8 protein-coding genes are annotated in these 6,353 nt (G+C 62.1%); 4 read left to right on the top strand and 4 right to left on the bottom strand.

The genetic code is table 11. The features are described from left to right. The first annotated feature begins 243 nt into the window (after window positions 1-243). Both ACKUG4_RS19725 and ACKUG4_RS19720 read left to right on the top strand, forming a co-directional pair. Window positions 244-1,710: a purine-cytosine permease family protein gene (locus ACKUG4_RS19725; protein ID WP_221533152.1), complete on the top strand. Its 1,467-nt coding sequence runs from the start codon at window positions 244-246 to the stop codon at window positions 1,708-1,710. Further along, the gene (locus ACKUG4_RS19720) at window positions 1,703-2,632 is read left to right on the top strand and encodes a PfkB family carbohydrate kinase (protein ID WP_445434645.1); all 930 of its coding nucleotides are present in this window, start codon (window positions 1,703-1,705) and stop codon (window positions 2,630-2,632) included. Before ACKUG4_RS19725 ends, ACKUG4_RS19720 begins: the two co-directional genes overlap by 8 nt. 60 nt (window positions 2,633-2,692) lie before the next feature. Here the strand turns inward: ACKUG4_RS19720 and ACKUG4_RS19715 are convergent, their stop codons facing one another. The 4 genes from ACKUG4_RS19715 to ACKUG4_RS19700 all read right to left on the bottom strand — a co-directional run bounded on the left by ACKUG4_RS19715 (window position 2,693) and on the right by ACKUG4_RS19700 (window position 4,557). Further along, window positions 2,693-3,073: a Rho termination factor N-terminal domain-containing protein gene (locus tag ACKUG4_RS19715; protein WP_074688089.1), complete on the bottom strand. Its 381-nt coding sequence runs from the start codon at window positions 3,071-3,073 to the stop codon at window positions 2,693-2,695. Between the two features lie 87 nt (window positions 3,074-3,160). Further along, on the bottom strand, window positions 3,161-3,415 hold the full coding sequence (locus tag ACKUG4_RS19710) for a hypothetical protein (protein WP_011335416.1): 255 nt from the start codon (window positions 3,413-3,415) through the stop codon (window positions 3,161-3,163). 52 nt (window positions 3,416-3,467) lie between these two features. Then, window positions 3,468-3,812, bottom strand: coding sequence for a hypothetical protein (locus ACKUG4_RS19705; protein WP_064598512.1), 345 nt, complete (start codon window positions 3,810-3,812; stop codon window positions 3,468-3,470). Window positions 3,813-3,894: 82 nt separating this feature from the next. Further along, complete coding sequence (locus ACKUG4_RS19700; RefSeq protein ID WP_445434644.1) at window positions 3,895-4,557, bottom strand: HD domain-containing protein; 663 nt, start codon at window positions 4,555-4,557, stop codon at window positions 3,895-3,897. Between the two features lie 117 nt (window positions 4,558-4,674). Between ACKUG4_RS19700 and ACKUG4_RS19695 the strand changes: the two genes are divergently transcribed. Beyond that, on the top strand, window positions 4,675-5,157 hold the full coding sequence (locus ACKUG4_RS19695; protein ID WP_039770630.1) for a GNAT family N-acetyltransferase: 483 nt from the start codon (window positions 4,675-4,677) through the stop codon (window positions 5,155-5,157). Between the two features lie 190 nt (window positions 5,158-5,347). Next, entirely contained in the window at window positions 5,348-6,337 is a 990-nt protein-coding gene (locus tag ACKUG4_RS19690) for a 2-dehydro-3-deoxygalactonokinase (protein WP_445434643.1), read from the top strand. The last annotated feature ends 16 nt before the right edge of the window (window positions 6,338-6,353 follow it).

Genomic DNA, 6,353 nt, shown 5'->3' with positions numbered 1-6,353 from the left:
GCCCTCATGAAAAATCAGAGCGAATACCAACCCAATTTAAGGTTGCAGGGTTCCCCTGCAACATAGAATCTCCCACAAGTAAGGCGTTATCCCTGTGGGAGCGAGCCTGCTCGCGATGGACGCACCACAAACCCTGACTATTCACCCGCAATGGATCGCGCAGACAGGCCCAGGAAGGCCGGGATTTCTTGTCGTTCTGCGTCATTGCCACAACCACAATAAAGGCAAACAGGAGCATTTTTCATGAGTTCATCGAACGCCGGACAAAGCGCCGGGCAACTGGAAACCCGGGGCATCGAACCGGTGCCGGAAGGCGAGTGCAACGGTCATCCGCTGCAATTGTTCTGGGTCTGGTTCGCCGCCAACATTTCCATCCTCGGCCTGCCGCTGGGCGCCACGCTGGTGGCGTTTCGCGGCCTGGCGATCTGGCAGGCGATCATCGTCGCGATCCTCGGCGCTGCCGGTTCGTTCGCGGTGGTGGGGATCATCTCGATTGCTGGCCGTCGCGGTCGTGCGCCGAGTCTGACTTTGTCGCGGGCAATCTTCGGTGTACGCGGCAATATCGGCCCGACGCTGGTGTCGCTGATGTCGCGCCTGGGCTGGGAAACCGTCAACACCACCACCGCCGCGTTCGTGCTGCTGTCGCTGTGCTCTATCCTGTTCGGCTCGCCGGTAGAAGCCAAAAGCGCGCCGGTGCTGACCCTGATCTTCATCGCGATTTTCGTGCTGCTGACCCTGTCGGTTTCCGGCCTCGGCCACGCCACGTTGCTGGTGATCCAGAAGTGGGCGACCTACGTGTTCGGTGCGCTGAACATTCTGGTCGGCGGCTTCCTCTGCGCGACCATCGACTGGAGCGCGGTGTTCAACGCCACGCCGGCGCCGATCAGCGCGATGATCATCGGCATCGGCACCATGGCCGCCGGCACCGGGATCGGCTGGGCGAATGCTGGCGCCGACATGTCGCGCTATCAGCATCGCAGCGTCAAAGCCGTGCGTCTGGTGGCTTCGGCGGCGTTCGGCGCGGGGATTCCGCTGGTGCTGCTGATCACCCTCGGCGGCCTGCTCTCGGTGGGAAACAACGACCTGGCATCGGCGACTGATCCGATCGTGGCGATCCGCGACATGCTGCCGACCTGGATGGCCGTGCCGTACCTGATCACCGCATTCGGTGGCCTGCTGCTGTCGAACAACCTGTCGGTGTACTCCGCCGGCCTGACCACGCTGACCCTCGGCCTGAAGGTCAAGCGCGTGTACGCGGTGGTGGTCGACATCGTGGCGATCTTCGCCGGTTCGATCTACTTCATGCTGATCGCCGACAGTTTCTACGGCCCGTTCATTACCTTCATTTCCCTGCTGGCGGTGCCGATCACCGCGTGGGTCGGGATCTTCGTGGTCGACCTGATTCACCGTCACTACTACAGCCCGAAAGACCTGCTCGACGTCAGCCCGAGCAGCGCCTATTGGTACAGCGGAGGCATCGAGTGGCGCGCATTCGGCGCGTGGGCGATCGCCATCGTGCTGGGCTTCAGTTTCACCACCATCGGCACCACGGCTGAAAACGTCTGGTTCAAGGGCTTCCTGTCCGACTCCTGGCTGGGCCATAACGGCCTCGGCTGGATCGTGACGTTCGTGGTCGCCGGCGGCATTTACTTCGTACTCGGCGGGGCGAGAGATCGCCGCGCTGCGCAATCCGAGAATGCTCATGCCTAAGATGTTGCACACCGGTCAGGTCATCATCGACCTGGTCATGGCCGTGGATGCGCTGCCGCAAATCGGCGGCGATGTGCTGGCGCAGTCCGCCAGTTTCGAAGCCGGCGGCGGCTTCAATGTGATGGCTGCCGCCGCGCGTAACGGCTTGCCGGTGGTCTACCTGGGTCGCCACGGTAACGGGCGTTTCGGTGATCTGGCGCGGCAGGCGATGAATGCCGAAGGCATCCGCATTGGCATCGACCAGCCTGCAGAACGCGACACCGGCATCTGCGTGGCGCTGACCGATGCGTCCGCCGAGCGCAGTTTCATTTCCTACATCGGCGCTGAAGGTGAAGTGACGGAGACGGAGCTGAACAGCGTTGCCGCCGAAGCGGGGGACTACGTCTACGTCAGCGGCTACAGCCTGCTGCACAGCGGCAAGGCCCAGGCGTTGCTGGACTGGACGCTGGCGCTGCCGAAGACGATCAATGTGGTGTTCGATCCGGGCCCGCTGGTGGAATCGCCGGACTCACCGATGATGCAGGCGTTGCTGCCGCGCATCGATGTGTGGACCAGCAACAGCGTCGAGGCATTGCGTTTCACTGGCGCGGCGGACATCGAAACCGCGCTGGACCGCTTGGCCGTGCACCTGCCGCCGGAGGTGCTGATGGTGGTACGCGACGGCCCGCAGGGTTGCTGGATTCATCAGCGCGGTGAACGTCAGCATGTGCCGGGTTTCAAGGTGCAGGCAGTGGACAGCAACGGCGCGGGCGATGCGCATGCCGGCGTATTCGTCGCCGGGCTGGCGCAAGGACTGGCCGCTCAAGAAGCCGCAAGGCGCGCCAACGCTGCGGCTGCGTTAGCGGTCACTCGGTGGGGCCCGGCGACCGCTCCTGGCACTGCCGAGGTTGATGTGCTGATCAGCAAAAAATGCACTGACTGAACGATCGCAATTGCTGGCTTGCCAGCGATAAGGCCTTCAGCCGTTACATCCAGTCTGGACCTAGCCGGCTCTGCGCAACGCCGCAATCAACTCATCTTTACGCATCGACGAACGCCCGGGGATTTTCCGCTCCCGGGCCTCCTTGCGCAGGCTGTCGACCGTCTGCACTTCGCGTGAAGCCTTGCTGTCGCGCGAATGTCCCTCACGACTCACCGCCGCGCGCCGCGCTGATTCCTTGCGATCCTCGGCCTTGGCACTGGCCGGTTTCCGACGCCCGGAACCTCCGGCCTTCTCGCCGCCGCCGGACTGTTTGTTCACTGTCGCCCAAGCGCGGGCCTCGGCTTCATCCTTGGACATCCCTTTGTTTTGATAGCTGTCTTCAATGTGTTCGGCTTTGCGCTTCTGTTCTTCAGTGTATTTGGCTTTGCTTCCACGAGGCATGGCGAGTCTCCTGGTGGTTGGATGAATCTCTGCATGTCTGGCGCAGGCGGCGCATTCAACCACTGCCTGCGCCAGTGACCGCAAGCGTCAGGTATCGAGTTTACGCGCCGCTTCCACACCCGCAGCGCTGAGCTTGATCGGCAGATTCAGCGAATGCTCTCCCGCTTCATTGCAAGTGATGTGTCCGTGGTGAATCAGTCCACGCTCCTGCAGGGCGGCGAGGGCACTGGCCACGACTTTCTCGCCGCGATAATTGTCCAGCACCTCTTTGCCGAGGCCGCTCGGGTGGGCATGCAACAGGCGGGTGAGGACTTCTTTTTCCAGGTTTTTATCGACGTTCATGGTTACCTCTTCAGGGAAGTGGATAAGACACGTTGCGTGGATGAAGCACGGATCACTGTCCTGCGCCTTCAGAGCCCGAACCACCCGTGGTGGTTTTCGAGCCGACGCCGGGACCGGCGTTGTCGGGGGCAGCCGGAGAGTCGGGGGTGTTCATGCCGCCCTGGCGTCCGGGATCGCTGCCCTGGGTGCGAGGATCGGTTCCGGTGGCGGGTGGCTGATTGATCAGCGGTACACCGGAACCGTCGGTATTCATACCGGGGGCACTGTTGATGGCGGGAGCTCTTGGCTGGGTAACCGGATCGGTCGGCCCGGTACCGGCGGCGGTAGTCGAGGCGGCGAATACCGCCGGGCTGAGGAGGGTAGCGAATACGAGCGCAGTCAACCTTGACGAGATCATAGGGTGTCTCCAGTGATTGAAATCCTTACCTCCTTTTGGTCTGCCCTCGTGAAAGATTGGTGCCTGATGATCGACGAACGGTTCAGAAGGGCTGAGCGCTTTCGAGGCCGATCTCTTCCTTGAATTGCTCCATGAAACCTTTCAGGCGTTGATGACGGAGCTGTGCCAGACGTTGGCCGGCAACGGTCTGGAATCCGTCGGCGAGGTGCAGCAGTTTGGTCTGGAAATGGTCGAGGCAGAATCGCTTGTCGTCGTAGTCCCTTTCCCGGGCCTCGGGATCTTGCGGGTCGTACAGCGCGCTGCCCATGCGTCCGGCGGTGTAAAAGGTGCGGGCGACGCCGAGCATGCCGAGGGAGTCGAGACGGTCGGCGTCCTGCACCAGTCGCGCTTCGAGGGTGAGCGGGGCGATGTTGGCGGAAAAGCTGTGGGCCTCGATGGCATGGGTGACAGCGTCGATATTGGCTTCGGGCCAATGCATGTTCGCCAGCACCTTCGAGGCTTTTTCCGCGGCCAGACGCGATGCCTGTGAGCGCAGCGGCGAGTTCTTTTCCACCGCCACACAATCGTGCAGCAGCACGGCCGCGAGCAGCACTTCAAGGTCGCCGCCTTCGTCGGTCTGCAAGGTGCGCGCGTTGTGCCAGACCCGTTGCAGATGCGACAGATCATGAGCGCCGTCTTCCGACGGTTCCAGCGCGTGGGGCAGCAGTGCGGCGGCGAGTGAGGCCAGTGGTTCGAATGCGTTCATGAAAATCCTTCAGACCAGTCAAAAATCCCTGTGGGAGGGTAGTGTTTGCTTTGCCATGTGACGAGCGTCGCGCGGCGCCTTAGTATGGCGTTTTCCTTTTTCCGACAAGGCCCGTCCATGACGATCGAAATCCGCCCGGCGACCCCCAGCGATGCACCGCAAATCCTCGCGTTCATCACTGAACTTGCAGACTTCGAAAAGGCCCGTCACGAAGTCATCGCCAGTGTTGCCGACATCGAACGCAGCCTGTTCAGCGAAGGCGCCACGGCCCATGGCCTGATCTGCCTGCGCGACGGCTTGCCAATCGGTTTTGCGGTGTTCTTCTTCAGCTATTCGACCTGGCTGGGCAGCAACTGCCTGTACCTCGAAGACCTCTACATCACCCCGGAACAACGGGGCGGTGGCGCCGGTAAAACCCTGCTGCGCCACCTCGCGAAAATCGCCTGCGCCAACGACTGCGGCCGCTTCGAATGGAGCGTGCTGGACTGGAACACCCCGGCCATCGAATTCTACAAATCCCTCGGCGCCCAGCCGCAGGAAGAGTGGGTGCGTTATCGCATGGATGGCAAGGTATTGCGGGAGTTTGCCGAGGGCAACTGAGCCGACGTAAAGATCGCAGCCTTCGGCAGCTACTGCAGAGAAAGTCGATACCCCTGCAGGAGCTGTCGAAGGCTGCGATCTTTTTTGCCTTCATCCCACAATATGGGAGTGATATTTATATATTGAGATTTATCCGCGCTCAGGTTTATAGTCCAGCTCACTCACTGCCAATAACAAAACAGGTGAAGCGATGCTGGCGCAATTGATCGCGCTCGATTGGGGGACGACCTCACTACGTGCTTACAAACTCGCGGCGGGCGGACAGGTGCTGGCGCAGCGTTCGCTGTCGTTCGGGATCATGCAGTTGCCGAAGACGCCACGGGTCATCAACGGTCGCGAATGCGCCGAGGGTTTTGAACTGGCGTTCGACGAGGCGTGCGGCGACTGGCTCGACGCGCAACCCGGCTTGCCGGTGATTGCCTGCGGCATGGTTGGCAGCGCTCAGGGCTGGCGCGAAGCGTCCTACCGCGATACGCCGGCCAACGTCGCCGATCTCGGAAAATCCCTGCAAACCGTTCGCAGCCTTCGCGGCGTCGATGTGCACATCGTGCCCGGTGTGATTCAGCGTTCGACGCTGCCGAACGTGATGCGCGGCGAGGAAACCCAGGTCCTCGGCGTCCTGCAGAATCTGCCGGTCGAGGCGGGCAATGATCTGCTGATCGGCCTGCCCGGCAGTCATTCGAAATGGGTGGAAGTGGCCGACGGCTGCATCACCCGTTTCGACACCTTCATGACCGGCGAAGTGTTTGCCGTGCTCAGTGAACACAGCATTCTCGGCCGTACCCAACAGCACAGCGCGACGTTCGACGCCGACGCCTTCGATCGCGGCGTGCAGGTGGCGTTATCGGCGGAGGGCGAGATCGGCGTGCTGTCGACCCTGTTCAGCGCCCGCAGCCTGGGCCTGACCGGCGAACTCAGTGCCACCGCGCAACCGGACTATCTGTCCGGCCTGCTGATCGGCCATGAGCTGACAGCATTGGCCGCCGTACAACGACGCCGGCGCAACAGCAAACATCTTCCTTCGATCATCCTCATCGGCAACGCGCATTTGTGCGCCCGTTACAGCCGGGCCCTCGACGCCTGCGGTTTCGCCCGGGTGACCCTGGCCGAGCAAGCCACCGAGCGTGGTCTGTGGCAACTGGCGCTCGCCGCCGGACTGATCGATTCCTCATCCCGTTAACCCTGACTGGAGGCCT

Source organism: Candidatus Pseudomonas auctus (assembly GCF_048654275.1).
Lineage (GTDB): Bacteria > Pseudomonadota > Gammaproteobacteria > Pseudomonadales > Pseudomonadaceae > Aquipseudomonas > Aquipseudomonas pharyngis.
This window is presented reverse-complemented; position numbering and strand designations above follow the sequence as displayed.

Coding starts and splice junctions, on each gene's coding strand:
- ACKUG4_RS19720 (WP_445434645.1), top strand. CDS start 1,703: ATGCCTAAGATGTTGCACACCGGTCAGGTCATCATCGACCTGGTCATG.
- ACKUG4_RS19700 (WP_445434644.1), bottom strand. CDS start 4,557: ATGAACGCATTCGAACCACTGGCCTCACTCGCCGCCGCACTGCTGCCC.
- ACKUG4_RS19705 (WP_064598512.1), bottom strand. CDS start 3,812: ATGATCTCGTCAAGGTTGACTGCGCTCGTATTCGCTACCCTCCTCAGC.
- ACKUG4_RS19690 (WP_445434643.1), top strand. CDS start 5,348: ATGCTGGCGCAATTGATCGCGCTCGATTGGGGGACGACCTCACTACGT.
- ACKUG4_RS19715 (WP_074688089.1), bottom strand. CDS start 3,073: ATGCCTCGTGGAAGCAAAGCCAAATACACTGAAGAACAGAAGCGCAAA.
- ACKUG4_RS19725 (WP_221533152.1), top strand. CDS start 244: ATGAGTTCATCGAACGCCGGACAAAGCGCCGGGCAACTGGAAACCCGG.
- ACKUG4_RS19710 (WP_011335416.1), bottom strand. CDS start 3,415: ATGAACGTCGATAAAAACCTGGAAAAAGAAGTCCTCACCCGCCTGTTG.
- ACKUG4_RS19695 (WP_039770630.1), top strand. CDS start 4,675: ATGACGATCGAAATCCGCCCGGCGACCCCCAGCGATGCACCGCAAATC.